Source organism: Marivita sp. (assembly GCF_020055675.1).
Taxonomy (GTDB): domain Bacteria; phylum Pseudomonadota; class Alphaproteobacteria; order Rhodobacterales; family Rhodobacteraceae; genus Marivita.
The window spans coordinates 13,100-32,658 of record NZ_JAIPUS010000012.1 but is presented as its reverse complement, the minus strand read 5'-3'; the positions used below and the strand labels follow the sequence as shown (position 1 = coordinate 32,658).

19 protein-coding genes are annotated in these 19,559 nt (G+C 61.2%); 14 read left to right on the top strand and 5 right to left on the bottom strand.

The window, feature by feature from the left end; translation table 11 throughout:
- Positions 1-131: 131 nt before the first annotated feature.
- Positions 132-434, top strand: a complete 303-nt coding sequence (locus LCF59_RS09845; RefSeq protein WP_292287296.1) for a DUF6477 family protein — start codon at positions 132-134, stop codon at positions 432-434.
- 2 nt (positions 435-436) lie between these two features.
- Here LCF59_RS09845 and LCF59_RS09840 read toward each other — a convergent pair whose 3' ends face one another.
- Entirely contained in the window at positions 437-1,981 is a 1,545-nt protein-coding gene (locus tag LCF59_RS09840; RefSeq protein WP_292287295.1) for a trimethylamine methyltransferase family protein, read from the bottom strand.
- A gap of 185 nt (positions 1,982-2,166) precedes the next feature.
- On the opposite strand from LCF59_RS09840, the gene LCF59_RS09835 reads away from it, so the two are divergent.
- The 12 genes from LCF59_RS09835 to gluQRS all read left to right on the top strand — a co-directional run bounded on the left by LCF59_RS09835 (position 2,167) and on the right by gluQRS (position 13,860).
- Entirely contained in the window at positions 2,167-2,361 is a 195-nt protein-coding gene (locus tag LCF59_RS09835; protein WP_292287294.1) for a hypothetical protein, read from the top strand.
- A gap of 60 nt (positions 2,362-2,421) precedes the next feature.
- Positions 2,422-3,993 (top strand): glutamine-hydrolyzing GMP synthase, encoded by a 1,572-nt coding sequence (guaA, locus tag LCF59_RS09830; RefSeq protein ID WP_292287293.1) that lies wholly within the window; start codon positions 2,422-2,424, stop codon positions 3,991-3,993.
- On the top strand, positions 3,990-4,607 hold the full coding sequence (locus LCF59_RS09825) for an SH3 domain-containing protein (protein WP_292287292.1): 618 nt from the start codon (positions 3,990-3,992) through the stop codon (positions 4,605-4,607). Before guaA ends, LCF59_RS09825 begins: the two co-directional genes overlap by 4 nt.
- A gap of 27 nt (positions 4,608-4,634) precedes the next feature.
- Complete coding sequence (locus LCF59_RS09820; RefSeq protein WP_292287291.1) at positions 4,635-5,507, top strand: DMT family transporter; 873 nt, start codon at positions 4,635-4,637, stop codon at positions 5,505-5,507.
- A 124-nt stretch (positions 5,508-5,631) separates the two neighbouring features.
- Positions 5,632-6,957 (top strand): outer membrane protein transport protein, encoded by a 1,326-nt coding sequence (locus tag LCF59_RS09815; RefSeq protein WP_292287290.1) that lies wholly within the window; start codon positions 5,632-5,634, stop codon positions 6,955-6,957.
- Between the two features lie 230 nt (positions 6,958-7,187).
- Positions 7,188-8,054: an ATPase gene (locus tag LCF59_RS09810; RefSeq protein ID WP_292287289.1), complete on the top strand. Its 867-nt coding sequence runs from the start codon at positions 7,188-7,190 to the stop codon at positions 8,052-8,054.
- A 3-nt stretch (positions 8,055-8,057) separates the two neighbouring features.
- Positions 8,058-9,002, top strand: a complete 945-nt coding sequence (gene metA / locus LCF59_RS09805; protein WP_292287288.1) for a homoserine O-succinyltransferase — start codon at positions 8,058-8,060, stop codon at positions 9,000-9,002.
- A 9-nt stretch (positions 9,003-9,011) separates the two neighbouring features.
- Complete coding sequence (locus LCF59_RS09800) at positions 9,012-9,965, top strand: alpha/beta hydrolase (protein WP_292287287.1); 954 nt, start codon at positions 9,012-9,014, stop codon at positions 9,963-9,965.
- A 52-nt stretch (positions 9,966-10,017) separates the two neighbouring features.
- The gene (gene ppk2, locus LCF59_RS09795) at positions 10,018-10,887 is read left to right on the top strand and encodes a polyphosphate kinase 2 (RefSeq protein WP_292287286.1); all 870 of its coding nucleotides are present in this window, start codon (positions 10,018-10,020) and stop codon (positions 10,885-10,887) included.
- A complete protein-coding gene (locus tag LCF59_RS09790; RefSeq protein WP_292287285.1) occupies positions 10,880-11,497 on the top strand; it encodes a TetR/AcrR family transcriptional regulator in 618 nt (205 codons plus the stop codon). The genes ppk2 and LCF59_RS09790 overlap by 8 nt, the downstream gene beginning before the upstream one ends.
- 36 nt (positions 11,498-11,533) lie before the next feature.
- A complete protein-coding gene (gene trmFO / locus LCF59_RS09785) occupies positions 11,534-12,886 on the top strand; it encodes a methylenetetrahydrofolate--tRNA-(uracil(54)-C(5))-methyltransferase (FADH(2)-oxidizing) TrmFO (RefSeq protein ID WP_292287284.1) in 1,353 nt (450 codons plus the stop codon).
- A gap of 128 nt (positions 12,887-13,014) precedes the next feature.
- Positions 13,015-13,860: a tRNA glutamyl-Q(34) synthetase GluQRS gene (gene gluQRS, locus LCF59_RS09780; RefSeq protein ID WP_292287283.1), complete on the top strand. Its 846-nt coding sequence runs from the start codon at positions 13,015-13,017 to the stop codon at positions 13,858-13,860.
- Between the two features lie 40 nt (positions 13,861-13,900).
- Here gluQRS and hisI read toward each other — a convergent pair whose 3' ends face one another.
- A complete protein-coding gene (hisI, locus tag LCF59_RS09775; RefSeq protein ID WP_292287282.1) occupies positions 13,901-14,263 on the bottom strand; it encodes a phosphoribosyl-AMP cyclohydrolase in 363 nt (120 codons plus the stop codon).
- 68 nt (positions 14,264-14,331) lie between these two features.
- Here hisI and LCF59_RS09770 point away from each other — a divergent pair, with 68 nt between their 5' ends.
- The gene (locus LCF59_RS09770) at positions 14,332-14,784 is read left to right on the top strand and encodes an iron-sulfur cluster assembly scaffold protein (protein WP_292287281.1); all 453 of its coding nucleotides are present in this window, start codon (positions 14,332-14,334) and stop codon (positions 14,782-14,784) included.
- Positions 14,785-14,976: 192 nt separating this feature from the next.
- Here LCF59_RS09770 and LCF59_RS09765 read toward each other — a convergent pair whose 3' ends face one another.
- The 3 genes from LCF59_RS09765 to ligA all read right to left on the bottom strand — a co-directional run bounded on the left by LCF59_RS09765 (position 14,977) and on the right by ligA (position 19,408).
- A complete protein-coding gene (locus tag LCF59_RS09765; RefSeq protein ID WP_292287280.1) occupies positions 14,977-15,111 on the bottom strand; it encodes a hypothetical protein in 135 nt (44 codons plus the stop codon).
- Between the two features lie 86 nt (positions 15,112-15,197).
- Positions 15,198-17,288 carry an ATP-dependent DNA helicase RecG gene (gene recG, locus LCF59_RS09760; protein WP_292287279.1) on the bottom strand — a complete coding sequence of 697 codons (2,091 nt, stop codon included), beginning with the start codon at positions 17,286-17,288 and terminating at the stop codon, positions 15,198-15,200.
- On the bottom strand, positions 17,285-19,408 hold the full coding sequence (gene ligA, locus LCF59_RS09755) for an NAD-dependent DNA ligase LigA (protein WP_292287278.1): 2,124 nt from the start codon (positions 19,406-19,408) through the stop codon (positions 17,285-17,287). Before ligA ends, recG begins: the two co-directional genes overlap by 4 nt.
- Positions 19,409-19,559 lie beyond the last annotated feature (151 nt).

Here is a 19,559-nt window from a genome sequence, read left to right as displayed (position 1 = left end):
AGTTCTGTTTCCAAAACGTAAACAAACGGAAATGGCACCGCACGCAGATCTGCTGACCACGCAACACACCCCAGGGTTGTGCAATGATGCCCCGGTCATCGACCTGCACAAACCACCACGGGGGACATTTCATGCAAGACCTTCTGACCCAACTGACCACCCTGCGCCGCCCACGCCTGTTGATCCGCGCCGCGCGGATCGGAGCCCAATCCTATCGCCGCGACACGCGCCTGCCGCGTCTTCTGGGGTATGGCGTGTCGATGCGCAATGGGCCGGCCCTGCTCGCGCTGATAGCGCTCGAGGCCGAGATGAACGACAAACGCAAAAGCGGCGACGCGTCCTACAGCATCGCCGCGCATGTCGACATGTTGACCGCCGTGATGGGCGAAGCGCAGTTGCTCAAGGCACAGGTGGCGCCGCGCGACGTGACCTGAGCCTACATGAACGCGTCCGGCATCGAGGCTTTCTTCCGGGTCATGTAATCCGTCAGCGCCGCGTGGATCGATGGGTCCAGCGGCGGTTGCTGATAGGTGTCCAGAAGGCGCTGCATCCGTTCGGTTGCCAACGAGACAGTGTCGCGGGCGCCTTCTTCGGACCAGGTTTCATAGGGTTTGAAATCGAACAGGTCGGAGCGCCAGAAGGCTGATTTGAAATTGGCCTGAGTGTGCGCGCAGCCAAGGTAGTGCCCGCCCGGGCCGACCTCGGCAATGGCGTCCATGGCCTGCGATTCCACATCGACCGATACGCCCTGCGCCATCTTGTGCAGCGCCCCTAGCTGGTCGGCATCCATCACGAATTTCTCGAACGAGGCGACCAGCCCACCTTCCAGCCAACCGCAAGAATGCAGCATGAAATTCACGCCCGACAAAAGTCCGGTATTCAGGCTGTTGGCCGTTTCATAGGCCGCCTGCGCATCGGGAAGCTTCGACCCGTTGAAACTGCCTGCGGACCGAAACGGCAGGCCAAGGCGGCGGGCCAACTGCCCTGCCCCGTAGGTGATCTGGCTCGCTTCGGGGGTGCCGAACGTGGGCGCGCCGGAATTCATGTCGATCGAGGTGACGAAGGCGCCAAAGATCACCGGCGCGCCGGGGCGCACAAGCTGGCTGTAGGCAATGCCAGCCATCACTTCGGCCAGGACCTGCGTCAGGGTGCCCGCGACCGATACCGGCGCCATCGCGCCGCCGACGATAAAGGGGCTGACGATGCAGGCCTGGTTGTTCTGCGCATAGACTTCCAGCGCGCCCATCATCACGTCGTCAAACGTCATCGGGGAATTGATGTTGATCAGCGATGTCAAAACCGTGTTGTCCCGGACGAAGTCCTTGCCGAACAGGATCTCGCACATCTCGACACTGTCCTGGGCGCGGCTGGGTTCGGTCACCGCCCCCATGAACGGCTTGTCCGACAGCGTCATATGCGCCATCAGCATGTCGAGATGGCGCTTGTTCACCGGGATATCCGTGGGTTCGCACACCGTGCCGCCGGAGTGATGCAGCCATTTCGACATGTATCCCAGCTTCACGAATTTCTCGAAATCAGCCATCGTCGCATAGCGCCGACCGGTCACCGAGTCGTGCACGAAGGGCGGGCCATAGACCGGCGCCAGAACCAGGTTGCGACCGCCGATTTCGACCGACCGTTCCGGATTGCGCGCGTGTTGCGTAAAGCTCGAAGGCGCCGTGCTGCACAGCGTGCGGGCCAGACCGCGCGGGATGCGGACACGCTCGCCGGTCACATCGGCGCCGGCCTCGCGCCAGCGGTCCAGGGCGCCGGGGTTGTTTACGAAGTTGACGCCGATTTCGGCCAGCACGGTTTCGGCGTTGGCTTCGATGATATCCAGCGCCTCTTCGGTAAGAACCTCGAAATTCGGGATATTGCGCTGGATGTATTTTGCCGTTTCGGTGGAGACGGCCGTGCGCTCGGCACGTCGCGCTGCGCCACCGCCACCCCGAGACCTTTTGCGCGTTGCTGCTTCAGCCATGACTGCCCTCCGTACGGGTTTCTTCTGTGGTCGGCGTGGTGCCAGTGGACATTCCATAATATGAGAGGACGGGGGCACAGGGACAATTTGCGGCGGGTGCGTGGCGAAAGCGACATTCCAGTCCATCGGCGGGAACCATTCGCGGGGTGGCGGGTTCTGTCCTCGCGGAAGAACAGGAGAAAACCATGCGCTTTGCCCCAAGAAAAACCGTTGCAATGACGGCAGTCCTGATTGTCGGACTGCTCGTTGCCTGGATCGGATTCTCGGGTCGGACCCTGCCGCTTGGGCTGAGTATTCCCTTCGGCATATCGATTGTCCTGTGCTTTCTGGTCTGGATCATTGGCGCGCGCATCGTGCATGTGGCATTTCGCGAAACCTGAACCGCGTTTTCCACGCATCGGGAATATTGCCATTTACCATGGCTCTGCCTATCAGGAGCCATGAGCACACATGACCATGACCGCCTCCTGATCATTGATTTCGGCAGCCAGGTGACGCAGTTGATCGCGCGCCGCCTGCGGGAACTCAACGTCTATTGCGAGATTCACCCGTTCCAGAACGTCACCGATCGCTTTCTGGAAGATTTTGCGCCCAAGGCGATCATCTTTTCCGGTGGTCCCGACAGCGTTATGCGTGATGGGTCCCCGCGCCCGCCCGCGAAAGTTTATGAGTTGGGCGTGCCGATCCTGGGCATCTGCTATGGACAGCAGGTGATGATGCAGGATCTGGGCGGCACCGTCGAAGCAGGCGAGCACGCCACCGCCGAGTTTGGCCGCGCCTGGGTCACGCCGTCCGACCAGCGCGACGATATTTTGCATGGATGGTTCATGGACGGGTCCGGCCGCGAACAGGTCTGGATGAGCCACGGCGACCATGTGTCTGATCTTGCACCTAATTTCGAAGTTCTGGGGACGTCGCCCGGCGCCCCGTTCGCGATCACGGCCGACCGGTCGCGTCACTTCTACGCGGTGCAGTTTCACCCCGAGGTTCACCACACGCCGAACGGCAAGACGCTGTACCAGAATTTCGTTCAGCTTGCCGGGTTCACGGGCGACTGGACAATGGACGCCTACAAGGACGAGGCGATCCGCAAGATTCGCGACCAAGTCGGTGACCGCAAGGTGATCTGCGCCTTGTCGGGCGGTGTCGACAGTTCAGTCGCGGCGGCGCTGCTGCACGACGCGATCGGCGAACAGTTGACTTGCGTGTTCGTGGATCATGGCCTGTTGCGCCTGAACGAGGCCGAAGAGGTCGTGACCATGTTCCGCGATCACATGAATCTCCAGGTGATCCATGCGCAGGAACAGGAATTGTTCCTGGGTGAGCTTGACGGCGTAAGCGACCCGGAAACAAAAAGAAAAATCATTGGCCGCCTTTTCATCGACGTGTTCCAGAAATACGCGAACGACATTGACGGCGCGGAATTTCTTGCGCAGGGCACGCTTTACCCCGACGTGATCGAAAGCGTCAGCTCCAGCGGCGGGCCATCGGTCACGATCAAGAGCCACCACAATGTGGGTGGCCTGCCCGAAAAGATGGGTCTCAAGCTGGTCGAACCGCTGCGCGAGCTGTTCAAGGACGAGGTGCGCGACCTCGGGCGCGAGCTGGGGCTGCCCGACAGCTTTATCGGACGGCACCCGTTCCCGGGCCCCGGCCTTGCCATCCGATGCCCCGGCGAGATCACCCGCGACAAGCTGGACATCCTGCGCAAGGCCGACGCGGTCTATATCGACCAGATCCGCAAACACGGGCTTTATGACGAGATTTGGCAAGCCTTCGTCGCCATCCTGCCCGTGCGCACCGTTGGCGTCATGGGGGATGGCCGGACCTACGACTATGCCTGCGCACTGCGCGCTGTCACATCCGTTGACGGGATGACCGCAGATTATTACCCGTTCACCCATGAGTTTCTTGGCGAAACGGCAACGCGCATCATCAACGAGGTGAAGGGCATCAATCGCGTGACCTATGACATCACCTCCAAACCGCCGGGAACGATCGAGTGGGAATGAACCTTGCATTCATCGGCTTGGCGGTGCTTGGCGTGACCGGATCGGCTCTGGCCGAGCCGACTTATCACCGCGTGACCGGCGTTGCTGCCGATGATGTGTTGAACATCCGTGCCGAGCCTCGGGCAACAAGCGCCGATATCGGTGATCTTGCGCAGGATGCAAAGCGGATCGAAGTGTTTGGGTTCGATGCCTCGGGCAACTGGGCCCATATCGCGCGGAACGGGCGGGATGGCTGGATCGCGACGCGATTCCTGGCGCGCGATAAGGTTGCCACGCTGGCGGACAGCACGGTGCCCATCGGTCTGGTCTGCGGCGGCACCGAACCGTTTTGGGCCCTGGCGCTGCATGGCGCGGAGGCGCGTTATTCCCATCCCGCCGATGGCGACACCGACTTCGCCCTCGACACTGTCGACGTCGCCGAAGGACACCGCGGAAGCCCGGCCCTGATCACGGCGTCGGCTGACACCAACGAGGTGATCGAGGCGACTATCACAGGTGCCACCTGCACCGACGGGATGAGCGACCGCGATTACGGGTGGTTGGTGACCATGCAGCTGCGCAAGCCCGGCCAGCAACGCTTTCTGAAAGGCTGTTGTCATCTGCCGCCCGACTGATCTGTCCTTGCAACCCGGTCTGCCTCTATGAGCCTGACGCCAACCGTCCGGGCCTGCTTGTGGATGATCGGGGCTATCGTGTCTTTCACGTCGATGGCGATTGCCGGGCGCGCGGTGAGCCTGAACCTCGATACGTTCGAGATCATGATGTATCGCAGCGTCATAGGTGTCGGCATCGTGTTGGTGGTCGCCGGGTGGGCCAGCACGCTGCACCAGGTCCGCACGAAACAACTGGGCCTGCATTTCATCCGGAATGTCAGCCATTTCGCAGGCCAGAACCTTTGGTTCTATTCCATCACCGCAATCCCGCTGGCACAGGTCTTCGCGCTTGAGTTCACCTCACCGCTCTGGGTGATTGTCCTGGCCCCGCTGGTTCTTGGCGAAAGGTTGACCAAGTCACAGGGCATCGCGGCGGTGGTCGGCTTTATCGGCATTCTTGTGGTCACCCGGCCCAGCCCCGAGACCTTTCACGTCGGTCAGGTCACAGCGGCCCTGGCGGCCATCGGCTTTGCCGGTTCGGCGGTATTCACCCGCCGGCTGACGCGTACGGAAACCATCACCTGCATTCTGTTTTACCTGACCGTGATGCAGGCTTTTCTGGGCCTCGCCTTTGCGGGCTTTGACGGGGATATCGCCCTGCCCACCGCAGCCAATATCCCTTGGGTCGTGATCATTGGGGTGGCCGGGTTGGTTGCGCATTACTGCCTGACCACCGCGCTGTCCCTGGCCCCGGCCACCATCGTGATGCCGATCGATTTCGCGCGCTTGCCGGTAATCGCGATCGTTGGCGTGATGCTTTACGCAGAACCGCTCGACCCGTTCGTTCTGATGGGGGCTGCGCTGATATTCGGAGCGAATTACTACAACATCTGGTCCACGACGCGGACCGCGCCCCGGTAACGTAACGAAATTGTGACGCTGCGGAACAACGCGCCGCATGACGCTGGGTCAAAATTGACCGCGCGTCATTCCGTTGGGTACCGCAAGATCGAGGAGAACAGCCAAAATTAGGGATGAGGGTCCAGTGACACGATTGATGACAAGCGCGGTTGCGCTTGCCGTCGCCGCAGGTGCGGCGCAGGCAGGCGGAATCGAACACTCCAGTAATGATTACAATTTCCTGTTTACGCCGAACGACCAGCTCCAACTCAGCTTTTCACATCTGAGTCCGGACCTGTCGGGCAAATACACCCCTCAGCTGACCGCGGCCGGGGGCGGCGAGGAGGACACCGGCAACATGCTGGGCAATGACACGGGCTATGGGCTGGCCTACAAGAACGAGTTCACCGAGAGCTTCACCTTCGGTCTCTATCTGAACGATCCCTACAACGCGAACGCGGAATATACCAAAGGGGTGTATTCGGGCCTGACCGCCGATTGGGACAGCGACCAGGTGGCGCTTGTCGGCAAGTACAGCGTCAGCGACCGCGTTTCGGTCTTTGGCGGCGCGCGCTATGTCGAAAGCCAGGCGGATATCCTCATACCCGATCTGCTGGTCCGCAGCTCCGTGGGACGCAACGCGCAGACCCTGGGCGCCGAAGCGCAAGCGCTCGGCGCTCAGGCCCAGCAATCGGGCGCAGAGGCCGAGGCAGCCGGGCGCGCCGGTGATGCCGCGACAGCACAGCAGCTTGGCGCAGAGGCGCAAACGCTCGGAGCGCAGGCGCAGCAGTTGGGCGCACGCGCCGAAACGCTGGGTGCCGCGGCCCAGGATGTCGACACTTCGATGGATTACACCGCCAGCGGGAGCCGCGTGGGCGACTGGGGGGCCCTCCTGGGCGTCGCCTACGAGATTCCCGATATCGCGCTGCGCGTCGTGCTGTCCTGGCAAAGCGAGATCGACCACAGGTTCAGAACCTCGGAAACACTCGCCGGTTTGGACATCGACACCGATGGGGGCGACACCAAGGTGAAAATGCCACAGGTTGTCACACTGGATTTTCAAACCGGGGTTGCGCCGGGCACGCTGGTCTATGGTCAGGTCAAGTGGACCGAATGGTCAAAATGGGACGTGCGCACCCCCGAATACGAAGGGGTCACTGGCGGCAACGTGACCGGCTTCGACAACGACCGCACCACGTGGAAGCTCGGTGTCGGGCGTGCCTTCACCGATGATGTCTCCGGCTTTGCACAGGTCACCTACGAAGCACAGAATGGCGATGCCACATCGCGGCTTGCTCCGCGCGACGGGTTCGCGAGCCTCGGGGTCGGCGGTCAGTATGCCATGGACAACATGACGTTGCGCGGGGGTCTCGAATATGTCTGGATCGGCGACGCCGAGGACGCGTCCGGTACGAGGTTCGAAGACAATACCGCCCTTGGCGTCGGCCTGTCCCTGACGGTCGATTTCTGAACCGTCCCGTAGAAGAGTCTAGCCCCGTCGGGCTCTGTCTGGCGGGCATTTGAATGACATGCGCAGCGCAGGGATCACGCGCCCCTGCCCAAAGGGCTGCCGGCAATTCGACGCCATGTCGCCGAGGCAAGACACCCGACTGTCGCGTCGCCACGCCACAACCGTTTGACGCCGCCGTGCCGCATCGCTAACCCCGCATGGGCAGCGGTTTCCGGCATGGAGTTGGCGCAATGATCTACGCATCGGCAGAAGAATGGCACAATGCGCCGCATAAACGCGTGGTGCTCTTTGCCATGTCCGGACTGGGCAAGACCCATATGTCGAACCTCCTGCGCGATACGGGCGCGTGGTTCCACTACTCCATAGACTACCGCATCGGCACCCATTACATGGGCGAATACATCGTCGACAATGCCAAGCGCGAAGCGATGAAGGTGCCGTTCCTGCGCGATCTGCTGATGTCGGATTCGATCTATATCGGTTCCAATCTCAGCTTTGACAATCTCGCTCCCGTCGCGACCTATCTCGGCAAGCCGGGCGACCCGGCACGTGGCGGCATGCCGATTGACGAATATCACAAGCGACAGGAACAGTTCCGCCGCGCCGAGATATCGGCGTTGCTCGACACCGGCTATTTCATCGACCGCGCCATCGACCTGTACGGGTATCCGCACTTCGTTTGTGACACCGGCGGTTCGATCTGCGAATGGGTCGATCCGGACGATCCAACGGATCCGATCCTGACCGAGCTGTCGAAACATGCCCTTCTGGTCTGGATCAAGGGGGACGAGGCGCATACACAAGAGCTGATCCGACGCTTTGATCGCGCCCCGAAACCAATGGCCTATCAACCCGAGTTCCTGAAAAGGGTATGGGCGGAATATCTGAATGAATACAACAAGAAAGAGTCCGATGTTGACCCGGACGACTTCATTCGATGGACGTATGCAAAAGCCTTGGCTCATCGCCAGCCCCGCTATCAGAGAATGGCAGAACGCTGGGGCGTGACCATAAACGCGACCGACCTGATTGCCGATGCTTCGCCGCGGGCCTTCGAGGGTCTGATCGGCCGCGCGCTTGACCGAAAAAGACTGTAATCCATGCCTATCAAACTGCCCGACAACCTGCCCGCCTATGACGTGCTTCGACGCGAAGGCGTGATGGTGATCCCCGATGAATTGGCCAGTTCACAGGATATCCGGCCGCTGCGGATCGCGCTTTTGAACCTGATGCCCAAGAAAATCCAGACCGAGAACCAGTTCGCCCGGCTGATCGGGGCCACACCTTTGCAGATCGAATTCAGCCTGATCCGCATGACAGAGCATCAGGCCAGGAACACCGCCGCCGATCACATGGAAAGCTTTTACCGCCCCTTCGCCGAAGTGGCCGACAGCGGCGAAAAGTTTGACGGGCTCATCATCACCGGCGCACCGATCGAACATTTACCATTTAGCGAAGTGACTTACTGGGACGAGCTCTTGCAGGTGATGAACTGGACCCAGACCCATGTGCATTCCACCTTCGGCGTGTGCTGGGGTGGCATGGCGATGATCAATCACTTCCACGGCGTGCGGAAGGTCAGCCTGCCGAAAAAGGCATTCGGCTGCATGCGCCACCGCAACCTCGCTCCTGCCTCACCCTATCTGCGGGGCTTTTCCGACGACATGGTGGTCCCGGTCAGCCGCTGGACCGAAATTCGCCGCGAGGACGTCGAAAAAGCCGGGCTTCCGATCCTGATCGACAGTGAAGACACCGGTCCCTGCCTGATCGAGGACCCGGATCATCGTGCGCTTTATGTCTTCAACCATTTCGAATACGACAGCGGCACATTGAAAGAAGAATATGACCGCGACGTCGCCAGCGGGACACCGACAAACGTGCCCGCGAATTACTATCCAAACGACGATCCTTCGAAACAACCGCAAAACCGTTGGCGCGGCCATGCGCATCTTCTCTATGGCAACTGGTTGTCAGAGATCTACCTGACAACTCCGTTCGATATCGAACAGATTGGAACGTCCCGCACCGATTTGCGCAACAAATAGGAGGTCGCATTGGCGTTAAAGGGATTTGGCGTGCTGTTGGGATGCGCAGCCGCATTGGTTGTGACAACATCCTGCACCGCCTCCTATCGAGAGGCGCGGGCCGAGGACCGGTTTCCGCCCATCGGCAACTTCCTGAACGTCGATGGCACCCGTGTTCACTATGTGACAAAGGGCGAAGGCCCCGACCTTGTGCTGATCCACGGGGCCAGCGGCAACCTGCGCGATTTCACCTTCTCTCTGGTCGACAAACTGGCGGAACGCTATCGCGTGACAGCGTTCGACCGTCCCGGCCTCGGGTATACGGATCGCGTCAACCCGGATGGCACCACGATCATCCAGCAAGCCAATCTTCTGGCCGACGCGTCACGACAACTTGGCCTGCAAAAACCGATGGTTCTGGGCCAATCATACGGCGGTGCGGTAGCCTTGGCCTGGGCCGTCGAACAGCCTGACGTTCTGTCGGCTCTCGTGCTTGTCTCTGCCGCGTCAAATCCATGGGATACCGGGATCAGCACCTTCTACAAGGTCACATCAAGCGACCTTGGCAGCGCAACTGTCGTGCCAGCCATCACCGCTTTTACACCCAACGCGATCGTCGCGGACGCCATAGACGGCGTATTTCGCCCGCAATCTGCGCCAGAAGAATATGCAGATTATATCGGCGTGCCGCTCACCTTGCGCCGCGTGTCCATGCGCGCCAACGCGATGCAGCGCGCCAATCTGCTGGACGAGATCGAGGCTCTCCACCTCCGCTACGGCAGCATAGACGTCCCGACCGAGATCATTCACGGCGATGCCGACACCACGGTGGGTCTGTCGATCCATTCAATCCCCTTGTCCAACCAGATTAAAGAAGCCAATCTGACCGTCCTCGAAGGAATCGGCCACATGCCCCACCACGCTGCCGAACCCGAGGTCATCGGCGCCATTGACCGGGCAGCCTCACGCGCGGGTTTGCGTTAATCGCGTTAACATCCCATATTCAATTCAGAACAGACGACAGAAAGAGCCGAAGATGGACCTCCCCTTCGATGGTGCAATCAGCGCCTTTTTCGACGATGACGCCCCCGAAGATATCCGAAACGCCATCAAACGCCGGGAAAAAGGTGAACTCATCAATCCTGAGTACCCCTATGATGAGCGTATGCCGCGCAAGGCATACAAGAAGGACCTGGGCGCGCTTCAGATAGAACTGGTCAAGATGAAGACCTGGGCCCGCGAGACGGGGACCCGTGTCGTGATTGTGTTCGAAGGCCGGGATGCTGCAGGAAAAGGCGGCACAATCAAAAGGTTCCGCAAGAACCTTAATCCGCGTGGCACAAATGTCGTGGCGCTGTCCAAACCGTCTGACACCGAAGCGACGCAATGGTATTTCCAGCGCTATATCGACCATCTGCCCGCCGCCGGGGAAATCACGTTCTTTGACCGAAGCTGGTACAATCGCGCCGTGGTTGAACATGTGTTTGAATTCTGCACGCCGGATCAGCGCATGCAGTTCTTCCGCCAAGCCCCTGATTTTGAAAAGATGTTGGTCGATGATGGCATTCAGCTTTTCAAGATCTGGCTCAATGTCGGGCGCGCCGAACAGTTGCGCCGCTTTCTGAAACGTGAACGCGATCCGCTCAAGCAATGGAAACTTTCCTGGATCGACGTTGAAGGTCTGAAAAGATGGGACGCCTACAGCGCCGCGATCGAGGAAACCTTCGCCAAGACCCACACCGATCACGCCCCCTGGACCATCGTGCGCTCTGACGACAAGCGTCGCGCTCGGATCAACGCCATTCGCAGCGTGCTGATGGCTCTCGACTACGCGCATAAAGACACCAAGGCCCTGGGCAGGATCGACCCTCGTGTCTGCGGCGGTCCGGATATCTGGGATGGCTAAACGCGGCTATCATCACGGCAATTTGCGCCAAGCGCTCGTCGATGCGGCGCTCGAACTGATCACCGAAAAAGGGCCGACAGGTTTTACCCTGTCCGAAGCGGCCAAGCAGGCCGGCGTGACCCCTGCCGCCGTATACCGCCATTTCGAGGGCCGCGAGGACCTGATCGCCGAAGCCGCGATGCAGGGCTACGAAATCTTTGCCGACGTGATGCAATACGCCTACGAGAGCGGCCAGCCTTCCGCCCTTGCCGCCTTTGAAGCGACCGGCCGCGCCTATCTCGCCTTCGCGCGCAAGCATCCCGGCCATTACATCGCGATGTTCGAAAGCGGTATTTCCGTCAATCGCACACCCGAGCTTGCCGCTCTGTCGACCCGTGCGCGCTCGGTGCTGGAACGCGCCGCCAATGACTTGTCGCAGCACATACCGCCGGAAAAGCGGCCGCCCGCCTCGATGTTCTCGGCCCATATCTGGGCGCTCAGCCACGGTGTTGTGGAACTCTTCGCGCGGAACTCTCCCGGCACAACCGCGCCTTTTCCCCCCGAAGAATTGCTGGAAACCGGCATCGGCGTCTACCTGCGCGGTTTGGGCCTTATCGAGCCGGATCAGTGACGTGACAAACACGAAAACAAGGATTACATCCACCCCATGACACAGGAACTTCACATCGTCGGCGGCGGCATGGCCGGATCGGAAGCCGCTTGGCAGGCTGCCAATGCGGGCGTGCGCGTGGTGATTCATGAAATGCGCCCCAAGGTCGAAACCTTCGCGCACAAGACCGGCGACCTTGGTGAAATGGTGTGTTCGAATTCCTTCCGCTCGGATGACGACGAACAGAACGCAGTGGGCCTTCTGCATTGGGAAATGCAGGCGGCGAACGGTCTGATCATCAACACGGCCCATCAGCACCGCCTGCCCGCAGGCGGCGCCTTGGCCGTCGATCGCGATGCGTTCAGCGCCGAAATCACCGCTCGGCTCCGGGCTCACCCGAACGTGACGGTGAGCCACGAGGAAGTCCTGGACCTGCCTGACAGCGGCCATTGGATTTTCGCCACCGGCCCGCTGACAAGCAGTGCCCTGGGCCAGGCAATCCAGACGGAAACGGGCACGGATCGGCTGGCCTTTTTCGACGCCATCGCGCCCATTGTCTATTTCGACAGCATCGACATGTCCAAGGCATGGATGCAATCGCGCTACGACAAGGGAGACACCGTCGAAGAACAACGCGCCTATATCAACTGCCCGATGGATCGCGACCAATACGAGGCCTTCATCGACTCGCTTCTCGGCGCAGACAAGACCGCGTTTCACGAGGGTGAGACCGCCGGCTATTTCGATGGCTGCCTGCCCATCGAAGTCATGTCCGAACGCGGACGCGAAACCTTGCGGCATGGTCCAATGAAGCCCGTGGGGCTGACCAACCCGCACCAACCGGACGTGAAGCCATGGGCGGTTGTGCAGTTGCGCCGGGACAATGCCCTGGGCACGCTGTATAATATCGTGGGCTTTCAGACCAAGATGAAGTACGGCGCGCAAACCTCTGTTTTCCGCATGATTCCCGGCCTCGAAAATGCCAGCTTTGCGCGCCTTGGCGGCATCCACCGCAACACGTTTCTCAACAGTCCCAGCTTGCTCGATGAACAGATGCGCCTGCGATCCAAACCAAATATTCGCTTCGCCGGCCAGATCACGGGTGTTGAGGGATATGTCGAATCCGCCGCGATGGGTTTGCTGGCGGGCCGCATGGCGGCCGCTGATATCCTTGGCCAACCCATGCCCGAGGTGCCGCAAGACAGCGCCCATGGCGCACTGATACACCACATCACCGGCGGCGCAGACGCCAAGACCTTTCAGCCCATGAACGTCAATTTCGGCCTCTTCCGGCCGGTCGACGGCCTCAGGGGAGGACGCCGCGGGCGCCGCGATCGCTACAAGGCGTATACGGACCGGGCCAAGACGGCATGGTCACATTGGCTGGAGACGCGCCTGGAGCCGGCATGACCTGCATAGGTGGTCCTCTGCCGCCACTGGCGGCGTTCCCGATCGACAAGGTCTCAACCACGATCACGCCCTGCATCGCCCGGTGGCCAGCGCTGCGCCGCCGCGGCGACGGCTGACCGGGCCGTCGGATGACGTTTACGACCCGCTTCGCGCCCAGCCCGACCGGGCCCTTGCATCTCGGCCACGCCTATTCGGCGCTTCTTGCGTATGACATGGCCCAAGCCGAACAGGGTCGCTTCCTGCTCCGGATCGAGGACAGCGACACCGCGCGCAGCCGCGCCGCGTTCGAAGCGCAGATATACACAGACCTGTCATGGCTCGGCCTGACATGGGAAGACCCGGTCCTGCGCCAATCCGAAAACGCGGCCGCCTATGACCGCGCCCTCGCCCATCTTGGCGCGCGCGGCCTGCTTTTCCCCTGCGCCTGTAGCCGGGGCGACATCCGCAACGCCGCCTCCGCGCCGCAGGAAGGCGCGCCGATGCACGGGCCCGACGGGCTTGTCTATCCCGGCACATGCCGGCACCGCGACTGGAAAGATCGAACCGCAACCGATGCCATTCGCGTGAACATGAGCAAGGCACTGGATCACGTCCCGAACCTGCCGCGTTACACCGAGACCGGCATTCACCCCGCATTAAGGTTAACGCGCGCCGAGATGATAGAGCAGGTCGGCGATGTCGTTCTCGCGCGTCGGGACACGGGACAAGCCGCCTATCACCTCAGTGTCGTTATCGATGACGCCGCGCAGTCAATCACACATGTGATCCGTGGCGCTGATCTGGCCAGCGCAACACCCATTCATGTGCTGCTGCAAATTCTGCTCGATCTGCCAACGCCGATCTACCACCACCACCGGTTGATCCGTGATGACACGGGCAAACGCCTTGCCAAGCGGGACGACGCGCGCGCCATCGCGCTCTACCGTGCACAGGGCGCAACACCACAAGACCTGCGGCAGATGGTCGGAGTATAGACCCGTCCCGCAGCTTCTTCTCTTTTCAAATATGCAAATTCTACGGCTGCAATGGCGCCATGATTTCGACTTCCGCGCCATCCTGAATTTCGATGTAAAAACACGAGCGCCGATTGGTGTGGCAGGCTGGCCCGGCCTGATTGACGATGAGCAACAGGCAGTCCCGGTCGCAATCGACCCGCAAAGCGACCAATTCCTGAACATGGCCCGACGTTTCACCCTTGACCCAGAACGCGGCCCGCGACCGCGACCAATAGGTGACGCGCCCGGTTTCAAGCGTCTTGGTCACCGCGTCGGCATTCATCCAGGCCATCATCAGAACCTCGCCAGACGTCGCATCCTGCGCGACCGCCGGGATGAGGCCTGCGTCATTATAGACCAAAGTCGCAGGATCAAACGTCATGCGGAAAAACCTTTTTGCATCTATTGCATCGTCACCTATCTAGAAGGGAAACGACGAAGGGGAAAGCCATGTCTGGCGATACCGATCTCATAAAGCTTTATTCTGCGCGCATTCTCGAACTGGCAGCCGACATCCCGTGTCATGTCCGGCTCGATGCGCCGAGCACCACAGTGAAAAAACGCTCGCCGCTTTGCGGATCGACAGTGACGGTGGATTTGGTGCTGGAGGATGGGGCCGTCAGCGGCTTTGGCCAGGACGTCAAAGCCTGCGCCTTGGGCCAGGCGGCAGCGTCCGTTGTCGGCGGCGCGATCATCGGCTGCACACCCCGGCAGATCAGCACGGCGCGGGATGAATTGCGCGCCATGCTCAAGGACGGCGGCCCGGTCCCGGCCGCGCCTTTTGACGGTCTGGAGGTGTTGAAGCCCGCTGCCGAATTCAAGAACCGGCACGCGTCAATTCTTCTGACGCTGGACGCGGCGTCCGAGGCTGCGGCACATCTTGCGGAAACCCAGCCAGCCTGAGCTGACCCGTTAGAAAACGTAGCCCGTTAAAAAAACCGCCGCACTTCAAAAATGAAGGCGGCGGACAAGGTGCGCGTTTGTTGAGACCGTCACGGCTCTGAAGGCAGGCAACCTTCCGGGACAGGTGCATCTATCGGGACAGAATGCATATGAGCGTTCAGGCAAACACGCAGGCAGAAAAAGGCAACAAATTCAGACAAGCACCGGCAGATGCAAGGCCGCGATCAACAACACGACCAACGATATGGCCCCCAAGGCGTCCTGGAGAAGCCCTGTATTGCCCTGGGCCTTGGTCGAGTAAAACGAGGTCGTGAACCGCTGAATCATGGTGATATCCTCCTTGTTGCCGCTTTGTTCTCATATCCCCCCTCCGCTGTAAAGAACTTTTTGAGAACATTTGAGAACAAAAGCGGTCAGCCCACCGAAATCAGTTGAATCGCCTGATCCTGTTTCATCAGGTACAGCAAGCTGCGTGCCGCCGTGCCGCGCTCTGACATCAGCGTCGGATCTTCTTGCAAAAGGCGGCGCGCATCATCTTGAGCCACCTTCATCAGGCCCGCCTGCCGTTCCAGATCGGCGATCTGGAAACGCGGCAACCCGGATTGCACGGTGCCAAGGACATCGCCCGCGCCGCGCATCTCCAGATCGACTTCGGATATGCGGAACCCGTCCTCTGTCTCACGCAGGGTGGTCAAACGTTTCAACCCCGTCTCGCCCAGCGGTGGCTGGTACATCAGCAAACAGGTTGACGCCGCCGCCCCCCGCCCGACGCGCCCGCGCAATTGATGAAGCTGCGCCAACCCGAAGGTTTCCGCGCGCTCGATCACCATGATGGATGCGTTGGGCACGTTGACGCCCACTTCGATCACGGTGGTGGCCACCAGAACACCGGTCTGCCCGGCAACAAAGCGTGCCATCGCGGCGTCCTTGTCGGCCGGCGGCATCTGCCCGTGCACCAGGCCGACAACGTCTTCGCCCAAGGCAGCGCGCAGCCGTTTGAACCGGTCCTCTGCCGCGGTCAGGTCAGAGACTTCGCTTTCATCGACCAGCGGGCAGACCCAATAGGCCTGACGCCCCTCGGCCACGGCCTGGCGCAGACGCTCGACCACGCCATCCATTTGCTCGTTCGACAACATTGCGGTCTTGACCGGCGTGCGGCCTGGCGGCTTTTCATCCAGAACAGAGACGTCCATATCGCCATATTGCGCAAGCGCGAGGGATCGCGGAATCGGTGTCGCAGTCATCACGAGCACATCGACCGCCTCTCCCTTGCGGCCAAGTTCGAACCGCTGGCGCACACCGAACCGATGCTGTTCGTCGATGATGGCCAGTCGCAGATCAGCAAAATCCACATCCTTCTGGAACACCGCGTGCGTGCCCACGAGGATCTGGATATCCCCCTGCGCCAACGCCGCCAATTTGGCCCGACGTTCGGGCCCTTTGTCGCGACCGGTCAGAAGTTCGAGCACCACTCCGGCTTCCTCGGCCAGCGGTTGCAGCCCCTCCAGATGCTGCCGCGCGAGAATTTCCGTCGGCGCCATCATGACCCCCTGCCCGCCCGCCTCCACGGCCGTCAGCAGCGCCATGAAGGCCACAAGTGTTTTGCCCGACCCAACATCCCCCTGCAGCAAACGGTTCATGCGGGACCGACTGGCCATATCGCCCCTGATTTCGTCTATCGCGCGAGACTGTGCGCTGGTGGGTCTGTACGGCAGCGCCGACAGCACCTTGTTGCGCAAAACGCCACGACCCTTGGTTTCAATCCCCGGTTTGGTGCGTTTTTGCGCCCGCGCCAGGGCCAGCGTCAATTGATGCGCAAAGAGTTCATCATAGGCCAGCCGACGTCGCGCAGGGCTGTCCAGCGACACCGCGCCAAATCCCTGCGGGGCATGGGCCAAGTGCAGCGCGGCCTGCCAGCCGGGCCAGCCTTCACGTGCGACCAACTGTGCATCTGCCCATTCCATAAGGTCGGGCGCACGGGCCAAAGCGTCCGTCGCCGCCTTGACCATGGTTTTTTGAGTGATCCCTGCCGTCAGCGGATAGACCGGCTCGAACTCTGGCAGGGTATCAGCCTCATCCGGCAACAGCACATGATCGGGATGCACCATCTGCGCCATGCCATCGAAGACCTCGACCTTGCCAGACACGATTCGCCGCGCGCCGGGTGGCAAAATCCGTGCGACATAATCGCCGCGCGCGTGAAAGAACACGATCTGGAACGCGGTCTTGGCATCTTCGACCGTGACGCGATAGGCGCCTGCCTTGTTGCGCGGCATGCGGTGCTGGCCGACCTGCACCTCGACGGTCAATGTGCAGGGAAGCTCGGCACCCTGAACCGTGTCCCGCAGGCGGCGATCCACCACGGAATGGGGCAGCGTGAAAAGCAGGTCGCGCGGCGAGCCGACACCTATGTGCTGCAATGCCTCAGCCGTTTTCGGGCCGATGCCCTTGAGCCCGCCCAGGTCGCCAAAGAGCGGAAACAGGATTTCCGGCCTGCCGCTCATGTGCCCTCGATCAGGTCGAGCCAGCCGTCTTCGTCGATGATCTCGACCCCCAGATCGCGCGCCTTGGTCTCTTTTGATCCGGACCCCGGCCCGGCGACCAGCAGATCGGTCTTTGCGGATACAGAGCCCGACACCTTGGCGCCCAGCGCTTCTGCGCGCGCCTTGGCTTCGGCGCGGGTCATGCGGTCGAGCGTGCCGGTGAAGACCACCGTCTTGCCCGCCACAGGGCTGCCTTCGGTTTGCGGGCGCTCGGCCTCTTGCACATCCAGATGCGCCACCAGCCGGTCGATCGAGGCGCGCTCCGCCTCCTGTGCGAAGCTCGACACCAATGCAGTGGCCACCACGGTTCCGATCCCGTCGATCCCTGTGAGCCCGGCCCAATGTTCGCTCTCCCGGTCCTGCGCCGCGTCTATCGCGGTAACAAACGCACCCCATGTGCCATAAGACCGGGCGAGCAGGTTCGCGACCACCTCCCCCACATGGCGGATCCCGAGCGAGAAGATCAGCCGCCCAAGCGGGATCGCGCGTTTGTCATCAATCGCGTCGAACAGGTTCTGCGCCGATTTCTCGCCCCAGCCTTCCCGGTTCTTGAGCTGCTGCACACCGCTGCCATAGCGATCCTTGAGCGTGAAGATATCCGCAGGCTCGGCGATCCAGCCATCAGTATAGAACTGCTCGACCTGCTTCGCGCCCAGTCCCTCGATGTCGAACGCGGCGCGCGAGACGAAATGCTTGAGCTTTTCCACCGCCTGCGCCGGGCAGATCAGACCGCCGGAACAGCGTCGAACGGCGTCCCCCTCTTCGCGGATCGCGTCAGAGCCACATTCAGGACAATGCGTGGGAAACGGGTAGGGCGTTGCGTCCTTCCGACGTTGGCCAAGATCCACATCCGCCACCTTCGGAATCACGTCCCCGGCGCGATAGACCTGGACCCAATCGCCGACCCGGATATCCTTGCCGTCCCGGATTGGCGCACCGCTTGCGTCGCGCCCGGCGATGTAATCCTCGTTGTGCAACGTGGCGTTCGACACGACGACACCACCCACCGTCACCGGTGTCAGCCGAGCCACGGGGCTGAGCGCCCCGGTGCGACCCACCTGGATGTCGATCGCTTCGAGCCGCGTCCAGGCCAGTTCAGCCGGGAATTTATGCGCGATCGCCCAGCGGGGCGTGGTTGAACGGAACCCGAGGCGCGACTGGTAGTCCAGATCATCCGCTTTATAGACCACGCCGTCGATATCGTAACCAAGCGTGGCGCGCATGGTCTCGATCATCTGGTAATGCGCGACCATCTCTGCCGGTCCGGTGCAGCGCAGGGTCAACGGGTTGGTCTGGAAGCCCAGGTCTTGCAGGCGTTGGATGGCCCCGGTCTGTGTGTCAGCCAAAGGCGCGCTGAGTACGCCCCAGGAATAGGCAAAGAACCGCAGCGGGCGATCCCGTGTAATGGCCGCATCGAGTTGGCGCAGCGACCCGGCAGCGGCGTTGCGCGGGTTGGCAAAGGTTTTCGCACCCTTGGCGGCTTGCCGTCCGTTCAGATCGGCGAAATCGGCGTGGCTCATATACACTTCGCCGCGCACTTCGAGGATCTCGGGCGCGTCTTCCAGCCGCGTCGGGATATCGCCAATGGTGCGCGCATTGGCGGTCACGTTTTCGCCCACCACCCCGTCGCCGCGCGTGGCGGCTTGCACAAGCGCGCCCTTTTCATAGCGCAGCGCCAAGGAAAGCCCGTCAATCTTGGGTTCGGCCGTGTAAGCCAGGGGGTCGTCGTCTTTCAGCCCCAGATATCGACGGATGCTTTGATCAAAAGCCATGATCTCTGAATCGTCGAACGCGTTGGAGAGCGACATCATGCGGATTTCATGCCGGACCTTTCCAAACCCCTCGGCCACCGGCGCGCCGACCTGGTCGGTCGGGCTGTCCGCGCGCTTCAGATCGGGAAACGCCGCCTCGATTCTGGCATTGCGCTGCTTGAGCCTGTCATAGTCCGCATCCGAAATGTCCGGCGCGTCTTCGGTATGATAGGCGCGGTTCGCCTTGGCCAGCTGGGTGGCCAACCGTTCAAGCTCGACACGGGCATCGTATTTGGACAGGTCCTGCACCGGTGTTTCCTGCTCTGCCATATGCCCCCCTTGGCCACGTTCCTGGACAGAGTGATAGGACCGGGACCGCAGAGCGTCCAGATTTGAAACACGGCAAGGGCCAGTTTATGTGCGGGGATGTTTCAAGAGACGAGACAAGGACGATGCTTCGCAGCATCGCCGCGCCGATCAA